The organism is Chryseobacterium sp. JK1, assembly GCF_050632815.1.
Taxonomy (GTDB): Bacteria; Bacteroidota; Bacteroidia; order Flavobacteriales; family Weeksellaceae; genus Chryseobacterium.
The window spans coordinates 2,219,680-2,237,093 of the sequence record NZ_JBODRU010000001.1; the positions used below are offsets into that span (position 1 = coordinate 2,219,680).

The 17,414-nt window shown below is 33.8% G+C and carries 20 protein-coding genes and 1 pseudogene; 17 read left to right on the forward strand and 4 right to left on the reverse strand.

Translation table 11 applies throughout. The features are described from left to right. Positions 1-140 precede the first annotated feature (140 nt). From ACQ76T_RS10090 to ACQ76T_RS10110, 5 genes are all read left to right on the forward strand, one after another. On the forward strand, positions 141-782 hold the full coding sequence (locus ACQ76T_RS10090) for a GntR family transcriptional regulator (protein ID WP_431343173.1): 642 nt from the start codon (positions 141-143) through the stop codon (positions 780-782). 96 nt (positions 783-878) lie between these two features. Then, complete coding sequence (locus ACQ76T_RS10095; protein ID WP_431343174.1) at positions 879-2,720, forward strand: serine hydrolase; 1,842 nt, start codon at positions 879-881, stop codon at positions 2,718-2,720. A gap of 173 nt (positions 2,721-2,893) precedes the next feature. Then, on the forward strand, positions 2,894-3,034 hold the full coding sequence (locus ACQ76T_RS10100; RefSeq protein WP_431343743.1) for a hypothetical protein: 141 nt from the start codon (positions 2,894-2,896) through the stop codon (positions 3,032-3,034). Next, a complete protein-coding gene (locus ACQ76T_RS10105; protein ID WP_431343175.1) occupies positions 2,979-3,149 on the forward strand; it encodes a serine hydrolase in 171 nt (56 codons plus the stop codon). The genes ACQ76T_RS10100 and ACQ76T_RS10105 overlap by 56 nt, the downstream gene beginning before the upstream one ends. 116 nt (positions 3,150-3,265) lie before the next feature. Further along, a complete protein-coding gene (locus tag ACQ76T_RS10110) occupies positions 3,266-3,523 on the forward strand; it encodes a serine hydrolase (RefSeq protein WP_431343176.1) in 258 nt (85 codons plus the stop codon). A gap of 130 nt (positions 3,524-3,653) precedes the next feature. On the opposite strand, the gene ACQ76T_RS10115 is transcribed toward ACQ76T_RS10110, so the two are convergent. Further along, on the reverse strand, positions 3,654-4,445 hold the full coding sequence (locus ACQ76T_RS10115) for a helix-turn-helix domain-containing protein (RefSeq protein WP_431343177.1): 792 nt from the start codon (positions 4,443-4,445) through the stop codon (positions 3,654-3,656). Between the two features lie 263 nt (positions 4,446-4,708). Between ACQ76T_RS10115 and dapB the strand changes: the two genes are divergently transcribed. Next, positions 4,709-5,512, forward strand: coding sequence for a 4-hydroxy-tetrahydrodipicolinate reductase (gene dapB, locus ACQ76T_RS10120; RefSeq protein WP_431343178.1), 804 nt, complete (start codon positions 4,709-4,711; stop codon positions 5,510-5,512). A 124-nt stretch (positions 5,513-5,636) separates the two neighbouring features. Here dapB and ACQ76T_RS10125 read toward each other — a convergent pair whose 3' ends face one another. Further along, a complete protein-coding gene (locus ACQ76T_RS10125) occupies positions 5,637-6,179 on the reverse strand; it encodes a hypothetical protein (protein ID WP_431343179.1) in 543 nt (180 codons plus the stop codon). An 83-nt stretch (positions 6,180-6,262) separates the two neighbouring features. Here ACQ76T_RS10125 and ACQ76T_RS10130 point away from each other — a divergent pair, with 83 nt between their 5' ends. Next, positions 6,263-6,496, forward strand: coding sequence for a helix-turn-helix domain-containing protein (locus ACQ76T_RS10130; RefSeq protein WP_431343180.1), 234 nt, complete (start codon positions 6,263-6,265; stop codon positions 6,494-6,496). 407 nt (positions 6,497-6,903) lie between these two features. Here ACQ76T_RS10130 and ACQ76T_RS10135 read toward each other — a convergent pair. Next, positions 6,904-7,194: pseudogene (locus ACQ76T_RS10135) on the reverse strand (transposase); the annotation flags it as partial. 212 nt (positions 7,195-7,406) lie between these two features. On the opposite strand from ACQ76T_RS10135, the gene ACQ76T_RS10140 reads away from it, so the two are divergent. The 7 genes from ACQ76T_RS10140 (at position 7,407) to ACQ76T_RS10170 (ending at position 12,703) form a co-directional block, all read left to right on the forward strand. Next, on the forward strand, positions 7,407-9,650 hold the full coding sequence (locus tag ACQ76T_RS10140; RefSeq protein WP_431343181.1) for a type VI secretion system Vgr family protein: 2,244 nt from the start codon (positions 7,407-7,409) through the stop codon (positions 9,648-9,650). 13 nt (positions 9,651-9,663) lie between these two features. Then, entirely contained in the window at positions 9,664-10,248 is a 585-nt protein-coding gene (locus ACQ76T_RS10145) for a T6SS effector amidase Tae4 family protein (protein ID WP_431343182.1), read from the forward strand. Between the two features lie 8 nt (positions 10,249-10,256). Then, on the forward strand, positions 10,257-10,757 hold the full coding sequence (locus ACQ76T_RS10150; RefSeq protein ID WP_431343183.1) for a hypothetical protein: 501 nt from the start codon (positions 10,257-10,259) through the stop codon (positions 10,755-10,757). Positions 10,758-10,997: 240 nt separating this feature from the next. Further along, positions 10,998-11,192 carry a hypothetical protein gene (locus ACQ76T_RS10155; protein ID WP_431343184.1) on the forward strand — a complete coding sequence of 65 codons (195 nt, stop codon included), beginning with the start codon at positions 10,998-11,000 and terminating at the stop codon, positions 11,190-11,192. A 222-nt stretch (positions 11,193-11,414) separates the two neighbouring features. Then, complete coding sequence (locus ACQ76T_RS10160) at positions 11,415-11,999, forward strand: T6SS effector amidase Tae4 family protein (protein ID WP_431343185.1); 585 nt, start codon at positions 11,415-11,417, stop codon at positions 11,997-11,999. A 9-nt stretch (positions 12,000-12,008) separates the two neighbouring features. Further along, entirely contained in the window at positions 12,009-12,440 is a 432-nt protein-coding gene (locus ACQ76T_RS10165) for a hypothetical protein (RefSeq protein ID WP_431343186.1), read from the forward strand. Positions 12,441-12,526: 86 nt separating this feature from the next. Next, positions 12,527-12,703: a PAAR-like protein gene (locus ACQ76T_RS10170; protein WP_431343733.1), complete on the forward strand. Its 177-nt coding sequence runs from the start codon at positions 12,527-12,529 to the stop codon at positions 12,701-12,703. 478 nt (positions 12,704-13,181) lie between these two features. On the opposite strand, the gene ACQ76T_RS10175 is transcribed toward ACQ76T_RS10170, so the two are convergent. Beyond that, entirely contained in the window at positions 13,182-13,742 is a 561-nt protein-coding gene (locus ACQ76T_RS10175) for a helix-turn-helix domain-containing protein (protein WP_431343187.1), read from the reverse strand. A 164-nt stretch (positions 13,743-13,906) separates the two neighbouring features. Here ACQ76T_RS10175 and ACQ76T_RS10180 point away from each other — a divergent pair, with 164 nt between their 5' ends. Genes ACQ76T_RS10180 through ACQ76T_RS10190 form a run of 3 tightly spaced genes read left to right on the forward strand, consistent with a single transcriptional unit; the run spans position 13,907 to position 17,381 of the window. Next, entirely contained in the window at positions 13,907-14,038 is a 132-nt protein-coding gene (locus ACQ76T_RS10180; protein WP_431343188.1) for a hypothetical protein, read from the forward strand. A 1-nt stretch (position 14,039) separates the two neighbouring features. Then, positions 14,040-15,068 (forward strand): pesticidal protein Cry7Aa, encoded by a 1,029-nt coding sequence (locus tag ACQ76T_RS10185; RefSeq protein WP_431343189.1) that lies wholly within the window; start codon positions 14,040-14,042, stop codon positions 15,066-15,068. 45 nt (positions 15,069-15,113) lie between these two features. Next, positions 15,114-17,381, forward strand: coding sequence for a glycosyltransferase (locus tag ACQ76T_RS10190; RefSeq protein ID WP_431343190.1), 2,268 nt, complete (start codon positions 15,114-15,116; stop codon positions 17,379-17,381). Positions 17,382-17,414: the final 33 nt, after the last annotated feature.

Consider the following 17,414-nt stretch of genomic DNA (forward strand, 5'->3'; position numbering starts at 1 on the left):
CTTTTTTGAATTTACTATCCATTTTTCAGTGTTAAGAACCCAATTTGGTTTTAGCCAAAATCGAATATAAGTTTTGATAATGTTGTAATAAGATAAAAATCTCTACATTTGTATATTGTATACAATATGCAGATTGAATTATGATTACACAAGAATCCCTGAAAAGTCAAATCATTAAGGCGTTGTGGCAATTGATTATTGATGGGAAAATATTGCCTAATGAACCTATGAGAGAAGTACAATTGACAGAATTGCTCAACATTAGTCGGACTCCATTGAGGGATGCACTTCAACAATTGGAATGGGAAGGAATTGTGGTTTCGGAACCGAGAAAAGGATATAGATTGGCTCAATTTTCGGAAGCTGATATTGTTGAAATTTATCCGTTGAGAGCAAAATTGGAATCGTTTGCTTTAGAATTATCGGGCCTTCCGGATAAAACAGCTTTAGATGAGCTCAATGAAATTAATTTAAAAATCCTCAATTCAAAATCACCTAGAGAAATAGTTGAGTTAGATGAAAGCTGGCACATTCTACTGATTTCAAATTGTCCCAATCAAAGATTATTAAAAATGATAAAAACCCTGCATCGCCAATCTCAACGTTATGAATACGCTTATATGGCAATGAATAAAACGGTTGAAAAATCAAGTAATCAACACGCAAATATTCTTCATCAATTACAAAAAGGACAACTCCAAAAAGCAACAGAGTTGTTGTCCGAAAATAACTTAGTTGGGATGGATGCGCTTATCAATTGGTTGAAATCTGACAATAAATAAAATGATAATTTTAAACAAAAAATAATGTTAAAATTGCCCATAAATACACCTGTTCCATAAAAAATATTTTAGAAACTATTTTAACCTTGAAAATTTATGACACCAAAAATAATAGTCTTTTTATTACTATGCCTGTTTACAATAGGATATGGGCAGAATAAAAAAGAATTTAAAAATCAGACTAATTCAGGACTTGACAGCCTGAAAATCACAGCAGAAAAATTGATGAAACAAAAAAAGCTCAATGGATTAAGCGTTGCGGTTTTTGAAGATTATAAAGTCATCTGGACAAATCAATGGGGAATAAAAGAAGCGGGCTCAGCTGAGAAGATCGATGTGAATACGGCATTTTCTACAGCCTCAATATCCAAACCTATAACAGCTATTGTATGTGCAATTTTGGAAGAGAAAGGGCTAATTAACTTAGATGATCCTATTTCAAGATATATTAAAAGATGGGAATTGCCAAAAAGTGATTTCACAAAAGATACCGAAGTTACCTGGAAGCACCTTTTATCTCATACTTCCGGAACTTCCCAGGGTGGATTTGAAGATTATTATGAGGGCGATTCTATACCTACCATTGTACAAAGCCTAAATGGCATCTTACTGCCAAGAACTAAAGAACCGATTAAATTTCTTTTTAAGCCTGGTACCAACTGGGAGTATAGCGGCGGTGGATATGTGATTGTGCAGCTTGCACTTGAAGACCATTTACAAAAGCCTATGCCAGCAATTGTAAAAGAGTATTTACTTGATCCTTTGCAACTTAAAAACTCAACAATGATCCAGCCCAATGAAAAAGGATTTCTGATTAATGTTGCCAAAGTACATAATGATAACGGAGAAATAATACGAACGGGAGTTCCAATCACACCACAGGTTGCCCCCTCAGGTCTATGGTCAACTCCTTCTGATCTCGCTGTTATAGCCATCGAAATGCAAAAAGCATTAATCGGAAAAGATAATAAGGTCATTTCCACCAACGTCGCAAAAAAAGTTACGGACATTGTTACGCTCATGGGACCCAGAGGTTGGGGATATGGCTGGCAACGTAGCGTAGGCTGGGGAAATCAGGAGTGGTTTTTTCATGATGGATCCAATACAGGAGTTGGTGGAGATGTCTTAGCAAATATGAAGAATGGTAGTGGCATTGTCATTTTAGCTAACGGTGACAAACCTAACAGGTATCCTTTGATGAGTCATATTAAAAACAAAGTTTTCAGCATACTTAATTGGAATCTTCCAAAAGATAAAAAGAGTATAAAAAAGATACCGAAGAGTTTGGCTAAGGCAATTAGCGGTGTCTATACCGAATTTCTTCTAGGATATACCCGAATTGGGATGAATACAATTTTTCAAGAAAATAATATACTCTATATCAATTCCCCGGTTTTGAAGCAAGATATAGGAATTGAGAAAAATAAGATGTCTTACCTTGGTAATAATACCTTTGTGATTGATAATTACCCAAATCTTATCCGATTTGATCTCAATAAAAATAATGAGCTAACGGGAATGACAATTTTTAAAGAGCAGGAAAACCTAAAAAAGCTAATTATTCCTATTGACAAACTTAGAACTATTGATACGAAATTATATGATGCTTTTCGCAACAACGATTATGAAAAAGCATTATATATATATCAGCAGATAAAAATGAAGGATCCCATCTTTAATTTTGAAAATGCACTGAATAATTTAGGATACCAGTTTTCTGCAGAGAACCAAAGCGAAATTGCTTTCAATGTTTTCAATCTTAATGTAAAAGAATTTCCAATGTCGTCCAATGTATATGACAGCCGGGGTGAAACTTATTTCAATAAAAAGAATTATTTATTATCAAAAAAAGATTATTTGAAAGTATTAGAATTGCAACCCGGCAACCAAAATGCAAAAGAAATGCTTTTGAAGATAGAGCAGGAATTAAAAAAATAAAACAAAATATAAAAACCCTCTATCAATCAAAAATGAAAAAACTAAACCAAATCATCGTATTGTTTTTATCACTCAACACTTTTGCACAAAATGTAAATGATAAAATTAAAATATTTGAATCCGATTTTTTCCATTGGGACAAATCGAGAAAAAAGTCATCTTTAAAAGATTGAATGGCATTTTACAACGTCAATGCGGTAAGTATTGCAGTCATTAAAGATTACAAAGTAGAATGGGTAAAAATATACGGTTGCAGATGTGTCCGAGAAAAGATCAGCTACACTTCAAACGTTATTTCAGGCTGGTTCTATTAGCAAAACAATTAATAGTTGGGACATTTTAAAATTGGTTCAGGAAGGAAAATTGAGTTTGGACGATGATATTAATAATTATCTTAAAACCTGGAAATTTCCTTATGATGATGTTTAAAAGGGGAAGAAAATCACTATAGCCAATTTATTAAGTCATACTGCAGGTTTGTCGGTTCACGGTTTCAGAGGTTATGAAAAGTCACTTTACCTACAACCATTCAAACGCTGGATGGATTGAAACCTTCCAATTCTGGTGCAGTTTGGTCTATATTTGAGCCCGGTTTGAAATACGAATATTCTGGTGGCGGAACTACAATTTCTCAATTAATTCTTGAAAATACAACCAGTGAAAAATACGAAGACTATATACTGAAAAATATTTTGACCCCATTGGAAATGAATAACAGTTCTTTCAGTCAACCTCCGGCAAAAGACAAAGAAAGTTTCTTGGCAACGGGTTATAATTATGATAAAGAAGTGAAAGGAAAATAATTAGTGGTATTCGTTTCTTTCTATTTTTTAATTGATTATTTGATTCAACAGTTAAAAAAAAACGGAATTGTATCTGCCTTTCTTATATATAACTAAGGATTTTTTCATCATTGATCTTTAAATCATAATTTTAAGATTTTCCAATAATTTTTGCTTTTTCTTTCATAATCCCAAAGTAGGAATTGGTAAAAGCCGATAGACTTTTATAGCCAATCATAAAAGCGATCTGACTTAAAGTATATTCTCCTGTATTAATGAGTTCAATACTTTTTAAAATACGAATCAGCTGCATATATTTTTGGATAGTAATACCTGTTTCCCGCTTAAATATACGCTGAAGACTTCTTACAGACATTAAGGATAGATCAGCCAAATCATCTATATTCACCTGTTCCATGTAATTCTTATTAATATAATTGCATACAGGCAGTAATCTTGGATCAGCTGGAATCGGGATCTGTAACCCTACTTTCTCTGTGCAGAAATGGGGAAGACTATTCAGTAAAGCGGTCAGGAAATACCCCTGTTCTTCATCTTCTTCCAATAATTTATTCCACTTTGAGGCATATTGTAACATTTCTCTCAAAACCGGGGGCGCTGCAAAAACATGCACTTTATTATAAAAATCATTATCAAAAACCGTTTTGAATAAGATCACCATAAGATTAACTGTACTGGCTTCCGACTGAGTATGATGTTTTTTGCCTGAAGGGATCCAGATTAAGTGATTTTGCGGAACCAGATAGATTTTATTTTCAATATGAAAATACTGATACCCCTCTTCAACATAAGTCAGCTGATATCTTTGGTGAGCATGATCATAGTCATCATGTGCCCAGTCTTTCTCATACCACACATAAGCATCGATATTAATTTCATCATCAAACTCCCCTTTTCTTTTTTCTAATAACCCACATTTCATTTTGGCGTTTTATATAATAATTCTGGCAAAGTTAATAATAATACCAATTGTAAATTTGTATTATAAAATAGTTACACTTCCTGTTTTTCTATAATTAGATGAATTTGTAGTAAACATTTACTGTTAAAAGATAAAAATTTATCAATGGGAAAGGCATAGGAAGGTTATATATTCAATACCTGGAAACTCATCTGTTGAAATTCAAGCTATCTTTGAGATAGATTAATAGTAAAAATAACATTCAATACATAAAAAATAATAGTATGAAAAAAGTTTTTGTTGCAGGAGCCACCGGATGGGCGGGTTCTGAAATTAGCAGAGCAATATTTAATAATGACGAAATGATATTAACGGGCGGACTTTCTTTATCTCAAGATGGGAAAAATCTGTCAGAGATTCTGTCATTAAAATCGGATAACAATATACCCCTGTTTAAATCTATAGAAGAAGCAATAGAACATGTAGAATTTGATATTCTTGTAGATTTTACCAAACCGGAGATCGCGAAGCATAATATCCACACTGCTTTGCAAAAAGGCAAAAAAGTCATCATTGGAACTTCAGGACTAACTGATAAAGATTATGAGGAAATAGAACGTATTGCCAATGAAAATAATACTTCTGTTCTTGCTGCAGGAAACTTTGCACTCACTGTTGTTTTATTGCAAAAGTTTGCTGAAATGGCCGCAAAATATATCCCCCACTACGAAATCATTGACTATGCGGATGCTAAAAAAATTGATGCACCAAGCGGAACAGTGGCAGAACTGGCTTATCGTCTTTCTAAAGTTCAAAAGCCCGAACTATCCGTAGCCATAGATGATACCATAGGAAATAAAGAAACAAGAGGCGCAACAATAAACGGTATACAGGTTCATGCTGTTCGCCTGCCCGGTCACACACTCGGCGTGGAAACTATCTTTGGACTCAAAGGAGAAAAATTAATCCTAAGACATGATTCCGGAGAAAGTGCAGAACCCTATGTAAAAGGAGTACTCCTTGCCATCAAAAATATTGATACTTTCAAAGGTTTACGAAGAGGATTAGACTCAATAATGGAATTTTAACAATACGTGTTTGAAAATACGCTTGTTTGGCCAGCAATAACAAAAAATCGTTACTTTTTAAGTAGCGATTTTTTCATGTATACTTTTATCTTAAAACAAAAAAATTCAAGACTGGAATCATGCGCTAAAAATTGAGATTGACTCCTAACATTTCTCTCCTTCTTTGAAGTATAAGGTGCGCGGCATCCAGCATTTTAACGGTATGAATGTAAGGCATCACGATATTCCTTTCCGGGAGTTTTTCATAGACGCCCATTGAGAAATAGACAATTCCGGACATAAAATAATCAAATTCTTTGAGGGTGTATTCCCTGAATGCTTTTTTGAAAACCAGTAGTGGATTCCGGTATTCTTTCTCCGAAAGCAGGCCGAGAACCCAAGGAGAAATCTTTTCAGTCTTGGTATAGGCCGTCCATTTCCTTTCCTTTAGCATGATGAGATAGCTTGCCCGGATCAATGACCGCATCGACTGGTAAAATTCAGAGATCTCTGCCGGATCTTCATGGATCCAGCTATTCCTCTTTACTGCATAATTCATCATATTGCTGAGCCTTTCTTTGGAAACATCCAGCTCATTGAAGTGAAAGAACCTTTCCATCAGTTGTAGACCGGAGCGCTTCTTACCTGCCCGAAACCAGGGATTGAAATTTGTTTTCATCTTTTTCATGTGTTTGTATTTTTTTATAAATACAAGAAAAGAAATTTGATTACGGTCGATCGATCGTAATTTTTTATTATTTCATTTGTTCTATGACAGATATAAACGAGAAAATTAGTTTATACATTACAAAAAAATGGTTGATACCTTGGCTTCAAGAAGGCAAGTCACAAAATTCTTTTGCTAAAAATCATGGTGTAGAAGAAAGTACTATTAGAAAAATTAAAAGTGAAGAAACTTACAGAATACCAGTTGAAACACTTTTTAAGATATGCGAAGCAAGAAAAATTAGTTTATCTGATTTCTTTAAACTTATAAATGAATAATCCTGACGAAAGTTGTTTCTTTTGTATGTAATATCTTAGCTATAATTTCTAAATAAAGTTTCGGTATATGATTTATTACAAAATCTACAATGTTTATCACCAGAGTTTTCAAGCACAATTTTATTAGTCGGATCATTTTCTTGAACTTCAATTGATATTTCTGTTCAAATTTGCTGTTCATGGAGTTGAAGAGAATTACTTTCTTGCCTGTAAAGTTGTTTTACGGGCAAATTCAAAGATTTGTGGAGCTGGGCTGTACAGCGAGATTGGAGAACCCATATGGATGGTTTCGTACTTCAATAGATCAATTTTACCGGGAGTAATCTCAGAGGCTGTATTTCTTGCGTCCTGTAATGCTTCAATCCATCCTGTGAATCCTATACAATCTCTGTCTGATTGGATAGGTATTACTGCTGCATTCTAAAGTTTTTGATTTTCGCATTAAAAGATTCTGCTGCTGCATTGTTGCTTCTTTTGTCAAAGTAGCTCAGGATATCCCTATAATGATTCATTATTGTCTTTCTTAAGGTGGAAAATGATTTAAACCCTGCTTCTTCAACATTTTTGAACCAATGCGCCAGCTTAGTCATTGCAAAAGATTTTGGAATGTTGTGATTACAAATTTTTCTAAGGCCGTCAGCTTTTTCCAAATCAGGATATTCACTAAAAAGGATGGAAACTGATTGTCTTTGGGGTAAAGTCCATTTTTCCCTTCATTTTAGACCACTTTCAAAACTCATCACTATTACACTAAATTCTGTCTTAATACCCGACCCCAAACCTATCGAACTCCCTCAAACTCTTTTTTAATCAATCGTAGTTTTACTATATTTTTTGGATTTTTCAAAATTTATATTGTTGGTATTGTCTAATTATCTATATTTGAAAACAACACAAATCACTCTTATCGATGAAAAAAAATCTTTCTAATTCTGAAAGGATTTCAGAGAATCATATGCCCGGAATTAACCGTGTGGTTAAGCTGGACATCGTGATTGAAGGAAAATCCATCAGCCATTTTAAACACTTCCGTTTACAGCAAAGCGCCAAAACGCATCATCATTTTAAACTGACTTTAGCTTATGATTCTTTAGATGAAGTACAGAATCATAACCTTGAAGAAGCGAGGCAGTTTTTAGGGAAACGCATTACAGTAACTTTCAAATACAAAGACTTTGAAGATGAAAGTCCTGAAACAACTTTTGTAGGGGTTATTACACAGGTTGCATTTAGCCAAAAGCAAATGAGTCTTGGTAATATTGTTCTGGAAGGATATAGCCCAACAATTTTAATGGATTCGGCCCCGCATACCCAGAGTTTTGGAGGAAATCAATCGGTAAACACCTCTATTATTGCCGACAGAATCATTAAAGAATCTCTGGGAACCAGTAAGTTTGATTACAGAATAGAATCTCAAAATAAAGGTTACATCAATTACAGTGCACAGTATTGTGAAACCCATTACAATTATCTTGCAAGATTAGCAGAAGCCTATGGAGAGCAATTTTATTATGATGGGTATATTTTACATTTTGGAAAACTTCCTCCATCTGAAAAGGCTATACAACTCATCTATGGAAGTAATGTTACAGATGTACAGGTAGAATTAAAGGCAGTTCATATAAAACCCGAATATTTTGGTTATAATAGCAGCAGCCATGCAAAAATGCTTGGGTCCGATAATAAGATAAAACACCTCGGAGATTTATCTCAAAAAGCATACGAATTAAATGATGGCATTTTTAAAACAAGGTCTCTTACCCCTACTCCTATCAATGCTAATATGTTTCTGGATGTGGACGACTCCCAAAAAAGTGCAAGAGGAAGTAAAGCCGTAGAAGTTTTTACGGTTTCAGGAAATACAACAGTTCCCTTTCTGTTTGTAGGTTGTATAGCAGATATAGACATGAGAAATCAAGATAGTAACCAGACTTCCCATTTCACAACATTAATGATGACAGAAGTAAGCCATGAAGTGGATGCCAGAGGTTATTATACAGGCAGCTTTAAGGCTATCGCTGAAGGAACAGGCTTCATGCCTAAACCTGATTTTATAATGCCAAAAGCTGAGCCACAAGTGGCCACTGTAATCTCCAACGTTGACCCTTTAAACCAAGGAAGAATACAGGTTAGATTTGACTGGCAATTAAATGACACCACCCATTTTATCAGAATGATGAGTCCTGATGCAGGGGGAACAGATGCTGTAAGCCAGAATAGAGGCTTTGTAGCTGTTCCAGAAATCGGGGACCAGGTAATGATGGATTTTGAATATCATCATCCCGATTTCCCTTTTGCAATGGGAGGAATGTTTCACGGAGGTGTAGGTTTAGGAGGTGGAATGGATAACCGGGTAAAATCTTTACAGACCAGAAGTGGGCACAGATTAGTGTTTACAGAAGACGAAAGTATTGTATTGACTGATAAAAGTGGTAATGAACTTAGGTTTGATACAAAAGGAAGTAACATCAACATTACAGCCCCTGAAACCATTACTATAAAATCAAAGAATCTGAAGTTTGATATTGAGGAAAATATTGAAACCAAAGCAGGCAAGAATATAGATACCCATGTTGGACAGAATATCAAGATTATTGCCAAGCAGGAGATCAGCCAGGACAGTGGTAAGAAGACCATCATTAATGCCGGAACCAATACTGAAATATCAGCAAAAGCACACTTAGACCTTTATGGTAAAGAAAAATTCATAGGTTATACAGATGGCCAGACAGAGTTCGGAGCCAAAGACAGAATGCATGTATACGGAGCTAACTCATTACTGACGGCTAAAGACAAGATTGAGTACAAAGCCCCTCAAATGAATAAACTCCCTCAAAATGGAGAGTTTGAGTATACCAAAGAGAAGCAAATAGCATCAATGTATTGGGCATATGGAGAAGACAATGCTCTATTATTAGATGACTCAAGATTCTATGTTGATATGAATTTGGTCGTACAAACAAGAAACTATGAGGAAGGAGAAAGTATTGATGTGCTGATTAAATCTGAGGATGGAGAACCAATTGCCGAAGGCTTGCACGAATTAAATCTATCGGGAGTAGTTGATAAAAACGGAATAGTAATCTTTAAAGAACCTTTGAAGTCATATTCCTTAAAGCTTGAAAACGATGAGGAAGTAACAGAACATGTATGAAAAATTTATTAAAATGAATATTAATAATCTTATACCTATATTATTGGAGCAACGAAGAGGGTTTGTTGCTCAGAGTGGAAGTCAGCAAACTAAACCTATTCAGATTAAAAGACCTAAGTGGGATGATGTTTATCATGGTTATCCAAAAGTAAATCCTGGAAAATCTAATGAAAATGATTTACCAGCCTCTTTGGTATTTGCTTCCATATTTGGAGAAAATTATGATAAAGTGACATTTGGAAATGCTTGTGCAACCAGAGTTTCATTGGGGCTTATCAATGGAAAAATTAAAGTTAAAACTGAATATCCAATTAGTGAAGGGCTTAATAAAGGAAAGGGGATTATTGTTAGTGCTGTAAACATGGGAAACTGGCTAAAGAATAAACAATTTGGTAAACCTGATGAAACAATTGAAAATCCAAAATCTTTTAGTGAAGTTTCTAATAGAATAGGAAATAGAAAGGGAATATATGTACTAATATCTAATGATTCTCGATGGGCAAGTGGACATGCTACTTTGTGGCATGATGGCGACGCAATTGGTGGGCATAATTACTATGAGCATGCAAAAGTTATATATTTTTGGGAACTGAAATAAAAAACAAAATGAAATATTTATTAATTGCTTTATTTACCTCTGTAAGTTTTTATTCACAAAAAACATCGAATGATGTTCAGAATAAAATAATAAATGATAAGGTTGCATATATACATTTTTTAGAATTGGGTAAGTGTCAATGTATGGATATTCTTATACAAAAAAGTAAAATATATCGTACTGAATCTAAAGGTAAAAACAACAATTTGTTTGATAGACACTATTATACTCTTTATGATTTAGGATACACATTACCAGTTTTTTATAAAAAAAGTGAAATAGAGCTAATTATTACTGATTTTCATAATAATAATATAGGAAGTGTTGTAAATTTTTACAAAGAAAAAGATGAGCATATAAAAGATGACTATAGCTCTCCATTTTTATTTTGTAATAAATTGTTTGAAGAGGATAGAATGACTAAGGAATTATATAAGAAGCTTGTTTACAATCCAAATGCATTTATTAGCAACTATCAGAGTGAAGAGAAATATTTAAAAACAAAGTAATTATAATATGCCCCATCACATCACAGATACCACCCAGCTAAAATGTGATAAAGGAGCTTCACCAGCTTCGCTCACACTAACAAGTCATTCCTTTATGTGTATTAATGAATTATATGTGCTCTCACATGCTGCATGAGGAGGGGTATATTTAGGCTATCATAATAATGAAAGTCAAGTATCTCGAACTGATGCTTATAATCGAAGCCTGGTGACCAGACAGAGTTTGGAGCAAAAGACAGGATGCATGTATATGGAGCAAACTCATTATTGACTGCAAAAGATAAAATTGAGTACAAAGCTCCTCAAATGAATAAGCTTCCTCAAAATGGTGAGTTTGAGTATACCAGAGAGAAGCAAATAGCATCAATATATTGGGCATATGGAGAAGACAATACTCTATTATTAGATGACTCAAGATTCTATGTTGATATGTGAATTTGGTCGTACACACAAGAAACTATTAGGAAGGAGAAAGTATTGATGTGCTGATTAAATCTGAGGATGGAGAACCAATTGCTGAAGGCTTGCAAGAATTAAATCTATCGGGAGTAGTTGATAAAAACGGAATAGTAATCTTTAAAGAACCTTTGAAGTCATATTCCTTAAAGCTTGAAAACGATGAGTAAGTAACAGAACATGTATGAAAAATTTATTACAATGAATATTAATAATCTTATACCTATATTATTGGAGCAACGAAGAGGGATTGTTGCAACATGTGGAAGAGCATCTACGACAATACGAGTGAAAAGACCCAGTTGGTCAGATGTTTATAATGGTTATCCTAAAGTTGGTAATGATGATGAGCCTGCAACTTCAATTTTTCCTAAAATCTTGGGTGATGATTATAATAAAAAAACTTTTGGAAATGCTTGTGCAACTAGAGTGTCTCTTGGACTATTAAAAGGAAAAATGATTGTAAGAAAAGATTTTCAGATACAGAAAGGAGATTTTAAAGACAAAGGATTTATAGCCAGTGCTGGAAGTCTGAAAAAATGGTTAGAAAAAGAAAGTGTGTGGGGTACTGCTGATATAACAGTAACTGGTCCATCAGATATTAAGACTGTTGCTAATAAAATTAACGAGAGCAGAATAAAAAATGGAGTTTATATCATTTTAGGTGGATTTGTAGACGGAATTACAGGACATGCTACCTTATGGATTGGAAATAATAGAGATGTAATTGGTGGACATAATTATGTTAGCTATGGCGGAACAGTTTATTTTTGGGAATTAAAATAAGTTTTAATTATGAAATGGATAGTAATTTTTACCGTGTTTTTTATTTCATTAAATGCACAAAAAACGAGATTTGATTCTGTTGCAATTAAATTTAAAAAAGATAGTATTTCTTATAACCAATATATTGAGTTTGGGAAAATTTATTGTTTAAATAACAAATCATATACTTTAGAAGATGAATATGGTTCAAAATATAATTTATTATTTCCACTACCCAGACTAATAAGTAGTAAAGTAATAAAACAGCAATTTGCCAATTATAATAAAAATCACAAAAAGAAAAAATGTAATTGCATATATCGGTCGGGTAGTGATTTGAAAAAGATGTACATTAATTTAGTAGAAAATAAGAAAAATTACAATATAGAACCTGAATATGATGTTGAAAATTATATGAAAGACTATCTTGAGAATTATTATATAAGGATTCAGACAGAGTAAAAATATAAAATTAAAGACATTATATACATTATTAAAATCCGTGATAAATTCAAATTACGCCCCAACACATCACAGATATCATCCAGCTGAAATTTAGCAAAGGAGCCTCACCAACTCCACTCACAGTAACAAGTCAATCTTTTATGAGTATTGATGGAAAGCTACAAACCACAGAAAATGACAAACAGCCTAACACTAACATTAAACCTTTTGGAATGTGTAGTGTTTTAAGGTCTCCCTGTACGCCCGCACTTTTAAACTGAGAATAAATGACAAATTTAAATTAATATTTGATTCAATGCACTTTTATAACACCCTAAAATAAACTCAGTATAATATAGATGAGCGTCTAAAGCCCGGAACATGGAGAAAAAGGACAGAAACCATAAGCTCCTATCCTTAATTAATTAAAACCTTTTGAAAACAGATTTACTATTTTATAGGGATTTTAATATGTTCATTATTAAAGTCAAGAATTCTTAAGCCTATTCTCATGGTGTATATTGCTTTTTTCCAGTCTTTATTTAAGACTACAGTGTTTTCAAATACCGGAGAACAGCATTTTGTATGCTCAATACTTTCAACCGCTCACCCTATTTTCCAGTATAAAAACGTATTACTTTATGGTGATATGACTTTAATAGGTTTGATAAATTCCTGATTATTATAATACAAAGATGACCGTTTCCGTATATACCAAGCTATATATATCCGGAATATTCTTACATATATCCCACTTTTTTATAAGTCTTCCAGATTTCCAAGGCGTCTTTGTTTCAACTGTTTATAAAATGAAGGGGAAAGCCCCGTGATCTTTTTAAACTGATTAGAAAGATGGGCTACACTGCTATAGTTGAGTTTATAAGAGATTTCTGTAAGGTTAAGTTCATCATACAACAGGAGTTCTTTTACCTTTTCTACTTTATTAATAATGATAAAATGCTGAAGGGTCATTCCTTTAACTTCTGAAAAGGTATTGGCAAGGTAGGTATAGTCATATCCTAATTTTTCACTTATATAGTCTGAGAAATTTTCTTTTGGAAGCGCATCTGAATAATGAATCATTTCTATGACTACATTTTTTATTTTTTCTATCAGTATGCTTTTTTTATCATCTAATACTTCAAGTCCTGTCTTAAGTAAATTTTCTTTCAGAATTTGTCTTAGTTCCACGCTGATATCATTCAATAATTCTACAGTTCCCAAATCTACAATAGCATTTTTAATGCCCAGCCTTTCCAATTCCTGATGAACAACCATTTTGCAGCGCAAACTTACCATATATTTTATATACAACTTCATTCCCCTTACTGTTTATATCTGCAATTATTTCATTGACAGTTATTTACCAAAGTTAGTCTATTAAATCGGAAATATCTATGATTTATACAACAAATTAAAAGACAATTGTAAAGCTTTCCTTTTTTAATGATTGAAATTTACAGGTAACAAAAAAATATTTTACAATGTCAAAGGAAAAAGACGGAAAAAAAAAATCAGATAAAACTCCACCTGCAAAATCCGCAAAAGAGAAACGGGAAGATAAAATGAATAAACGAAGAAACAAGGAAGCAGAATCCCGAAATACCGGTAACTAACATGGTATCTCTGAAAAAAGAAGGAATTATACTCAGAAAAACAACATTAGATTTTGAAAGTGAGGGTGTTTTAAACCCTGCGGTTATACAGGATAACGGAAAGATACATTTACTGTACAGGGCTCTTGCCAAGAATAATTTCTCCAGTATCGGATACTGTATACTATCAGATTATAAAACTATAGAAACCCGGTTGGATAATCCGGTTATCATCCCCGAGTTTGAATATGAGAAACATGGGGTTGAAGATCCGAGAATCGTAAAAATCGATCATTTATTTTACCTTACTTATACCAGTTATGACGGGATTAATGCATTGGGAACCCTTGCCGTATCTGAAAACCTTATATCGTGGCAAAAATTGGGTATTATCGTTCCCCGAATTCCATACAAAAAATTTAGACTTTTATCAGAATCGCAAGGTGAAATTGGAGAAAAGTACAGACGCTTTAACAAACTTCCGTCTACTCATAACAAGAATAAAGAGGTCTTCCTATGGGATAAAAATGTGATATTTTTCCCAAGAAGAATTAACGGGAAGCTTTATTTTCTTCATCGCATAAGACCCGATATCCAAATTGCAGGTATAGAAAATATAGAAGATCTGAATACTGATTTCTGGAAAGATTATTTTCTTCACTTTAATCAGCATATTGTATTATCTCCCAAATATGAGCATGAGGTAAGCTATATTGGCGGAGGATGCCCCCCTATAGAAACCGAACATGGGTGGCTTTTGATATACCATGGTGTACATGATACCATTGAAGGCTATGTTTACAGCGCATGTGCTGCTTTACTGGAGCTTGATAATCCTGAAAAAGAAATTTCAAGACTTCCTTATCCTCTTTTCAAACCCGAAGAAGAATGGGAACAGAAGGGAGAAGTGAACAATGTCTGCTTCCCTACCGGAGCCATCGTAGAAGGAGATACACTCCATATCTACTACGGAGCTGCAGATAAAAGAATAGCTGTTGTTTCTTTAAGTGTTCCGGAATTACTAAAGGAATTACTACAATACACATCATAACTGGCTATTCACTACAGAATGTCAGACTTTAAAACAGATATCAACATGAATAAAAATATAAAATCAGACGTGGAGGAAAAGACAAAGAGACGATCTGTACAAAATAAAAAAAACACAATTAATTATAAACCAGAAATCATCTTTATAAGTACTTTTCCTCCTAAGGTTTGCGGCATTGCAACGTATTGTCAGGATTTGATAAAATCTCTACAGTTAAAGTTCAGAGAATCATTTACAATAACCATCTGTCCAATGGAAACAGAGGACGAACACTATCATTATAACGAAAACATTGAATATAGCTTAAATACATCCGATGCTATTTCTTATTTGGAGCTGGCTTCTAAAATCAACAAAAATGACAATATTCAACTGGTTATGCTCCAGCATGAATTTGGATTTTTCAACGAAGCCAAAAACGGATTGCTGCTTTTTCTTCAAAATGTAGAGAAAGATATCATTGTTACTTTTCACACCGTTCTACCAAAACCGGATAGGGAATTAAAAGAAAAGGTAAAAGAAATCAGCAGTTTCGTCCAATTTATTATTGTGATGACCGATATTTCTGCAGATATACTGTCCAATGATTATGATATTCCATATGATAAAATTAAAGTGATACCCCATGGCACTCATTTACTACCATTTATCGACAAAAGTTCATTGAAAGCAAAATACGGATTTAAAGATAAAAAGATACTTTCAACATTTGGTTTATTGGGGTCCGGGAAAAATATAGAAACTACTTTAGAAGCACTTCCCGAAATTATTGTCCAGAACCCCGATGTAATGTTTCTGATTATTGGAAAAACGCATCCCGGCATCATTAAGTATGAAGGTGAAGAATATCGTGATTTCTTGCATAAAACAATCAGCAGACTCCATTTGGAAAAACACACTTATTTTATCAACCAATATCTACCTTTGGATGAGTTGCTAGATTATCTCCAGCTTACCAATATCTATCTTTTCACTTCAAAAGACAGAAACCAGGCAGTAAGCGGCACCTTTTCCTATGCCATCAGTTGTGGCTGCCCTATTGTTTCCACTCCTATTCCCCATGCCCTGGAAGTATTAAATGAAGACCTGGGAGTTATTATTGATTTTGAAGCTCCGCAACAACTTGCAGCTGCCGTGAATACATTACTGAAAAATGAAACCGTACAGGAAAAATTACGATCAAATAGTTTAGAAAAAATGGCTCCTACAGCCTGGGAGAATTCTTCAATTTCACACGCCTTATTATTTCAACAATACAGCAAAGATAAAATGACATTACATTATACATTCCCCATCATCAATCTCAGCCATATCAAAAATATGACAACAGATTTTGGGATGATCCAGTTTTCTAACATCAACAAACCTGATATCAATTCCGGATATACTTTAGATGATAATGCCCGTGCTATGATTGTAGCCTGCAGACATTATGAACTAAGCAAAGATGAATCTGACCTTGATTTAATTTCAACTTATCTGAGGCTTATTAAGTTTTGCCAACAGCCCGATGGAAGTTTCCTCAATTATATCAACCAACACAGGGAATTTGCACAGCAGAATTATGAGACCAATCTTGAAGATTCCAATGGGAGGGCTATCTGGGCTCTGGGATATCTTCTTTCGATAAAAACGATCTTACCACTACAATTTTCTGATGAGGCAGAATCCATCATTGAAAAAAGTCTTTTATCTATTGAGAAGATCCATTCTACCCGTGCCATGGCTTTTATCATAAAGGGATTGCATTATCAAAATTCTGAAAACAATATTCCATTACTAAAAAAACTGGCCAATAGACTGGTAAAAATGTATCAGCATGAAAAACACAGAGACTGGCATTGGTTTGAAAGCTATCTTACCTACGGAAACGGTATACTCCCTGAGTCTTTATTGTGTGCATGGATTACGACCCAAGACGAAATGTATAAGCAAGTTGCAGACGAATCATTCAAGTTTTTGCTTTCTAAAATATTCATTAAAGGAGGCATCAAAGTAATTTCCAACAAAGGGTGGCTACAGAAAGAAACGATTAAAAATCCTGAAACGATTGGTGGTGAACAGCCTATAGATGTTGCTTATACCATACTGGCCTTATCTACATTCTATAAGGTTTTTAAGGATGAAAAATATTTGCAGATGATGAGGAATGCTTTTAGTTGGTTTTTAGGAAAAAATCATTTACATCAGATTATTTATAACCCTGCAACAGGAGGATGTTATGACGGTCTTGAAGAGAAAAATGTTAATCTCAATCAGGGAGCAGAGTCAACAGTCAGCTATCTTATGGCAAGGCTCTGTTTTCCAAGATAAATCCCTCGATTACCGCTATCTTTATATATATTT